This is a genomic window from Dactylosporangium siamense (assembly GCF_016862795.1).
Classification (GTDB): Bacteria; Actinomycetota; Actinomycetes; order Mycobacteriales; family Micromonosporaceae; genus Dactylosporangium; species Dactylosporangium siamense.
In genome coordinates, this window is record NZ_BONQ01000254.1 from 1 (window position 1) to 2035 (window position 2035).

At 70.5% G+C, this 2035-nt stretch carries 2 protein-coding genes; one reads left to right on the forward strand and one right to left on the reverse strand.

The genetic code is table 11. The features are described from left to right. On the reverse strand, positions 1–1841 hold a 1841-nt coding region (locus Dsi01nite_RS56790), incomplete at its 3' end, for a condensation domain-containing protein (protein ID WP_239137315.1). Here Dsi01nite_RS56790 and Dsi01nite_RS58210 point away from each other — a divergent pair. Further along, the coding region (locus Dsi01nite_RS58210) for a hypothetical protein (protein ID WP_239137317.1) at positions 1725–2035 on the forward strand (311 nt) is incomplete at its 3' end. The two genes, Dsi01nite_RS56790 and Dsi01nite_RS58210, sit on opposite strands and share 117 nt — an antisense overlap.

Sequence of the window (2035 nt, forward strand, 5' to 3'; positions counted from 1 at the left end):
AAGCGGTCCATCACCCCGGTCACGTAGGCCAACAGGCCACGGTGCGTGACCTGCACACCCTTCGGACGACCCGTCGAACCCGACGTGAACATCACATACGCCACCTGATCCGGGCGCACCACCACCGCCGGAGCGTCCGACGGCATCCCCGCCATCCACGCCTCGGTCGCCGGGTCGTCGACCACCACCGTGCGCAGACGGCCAACGGGCAGCTCATCCACCAGATCTGACGAGCCCAGCACCACCGACACCCGCGCCTGACCCAACATGTCCACCAAACGCGCCGCCGGAAGACCCGCATCCAACGGCACATACGCACCACCGGCCTTCCACACCGCCACAATCAACACCGCCGCATCCACACCAGGCCCCACCGCCACACCCACCACCGACTCCGCACCCACACCAACCGCCCGCAACACATGCGCCAGCCGGTTCGACCGCTCCTGCAACCCGGCGTAGGTCAGCTCCACCCCGCCCGCCGACACCGCCACCGCATCCGAACCGCCGACCAGCTCATGCACACCACCAACCGCCGGCACAGCCATGCCGGTCTCGTTCCAGCGGACCAACTCCGCCTGCTCCGACGCACTCAACAACGGCAGCGCCGACAGCCGCCGGGCACCGCCCTCGGCCACACCGGCAAGCAGCTCCAGAACATGGCCCACCAGCCGCTGCACCGTCGACCGGTCGAACAACGCCGTGGCGTACACCACGCCGCCCATCAACCGGCCGCCGTGCTCGGCCAACACCAGCCGCAGGTCGAACTTCGCCACCACGGCGTCCGCCAGCGCCAGGCCGGAGCCGTCCTGGGCCTCGTCGCCGTCCTGTGCGGTGGCGTCGACGTAGTTGAACAGCGCCTGGAACAGCGGGGTCCGGGACCGGTCGCGTTCGGTCACCAGCTCGTCGACGAGCTGCTCGAACGGGACGTCCTGGTGCCGGAAGGCCTCCAGCGCGACCTGCCGGACGCGGCCCAGCAGTTCCTTGAACGCCGGGTCGCCGGAAAGGTCGACGCGCAACGCCAGGGTGTTGACGAAGAACCCGATCAGGCCCTCGGTCTCGGCCCGGTTGCGGTTGGCGATCGGCGTGCCGACCACGATGTCGTCCTGACCGCTGTAACGGCTCAACGCCAGCATGTACACCGACAGCAACGTCATGAACATCGTCGCACCAGCCGCACCCGCGACCCGATGCAGACCCGCTACCACCTCCGCGGGCACCTCGAACTCCACCACGTCACCCGCCGACGACCGCACCGCCGGCCGCGGCCGATCCGTCGGCAACTCCAACACCGGCGCACCCGACAGCCGCTCCCGCCAATAGCTCAGCTGGCCGTCCAGCACCGCACCCGACAACCACTCGCGCTGCCACACCGCGAAGTCGGCGTACTGCACCGGCAGCGGCGGCAGCACCTCTCCGGCGTACAACACCCCCAACTCGCGCTGCATGATCTCCGCCGACCAGTCGTCCGTCACGACGTGATGCATCAGGAGCAGCAGCCGGTGCCGGTCGGGGGCGATGCGATACAGCGTGGCCCTGAACAGCGGGCCGGCCTCGATGTCGATGGGGATGTTGGTCTCGGCCGTCATCAGGCGCGCCGCGGCGGCCGCCGGATCGGCTTCGCTCGCCAGGTCAATCACCGGCAGCTCGACGCCCGAGGCCGGGTCGATCACCTGGTACGGCACCCCGTCGGCGCCGGCCACCAGCCGGGTCCGCAGCACCTCGTGCCGCTCGACCAGCGCGCCCAGGGCGGCGCGCAGCGCGTCGACGTCGAGCTCGATCGACAGGTCGATCGGCATGGCGATGGTGTAGTCGAGGGAGGCGGGGGCGAGCTGGTGCAGGAACCACAGTCGCTGCTGCGCGTACGACAGCGGCAAGGGCGCGTCCCGGCCCACCGGCACGATCGGCGGCGCGACGGCCGCCGGCTCGACGTCGTCCAGCGCCGCGGCCAGCAGGCGGATCGTCGGCTGGTCGAACAGCGTGGCCAGCGGCAGGTCGGTGTCGAGGACCGTCCGGATCCGGGTGACGACCCGCG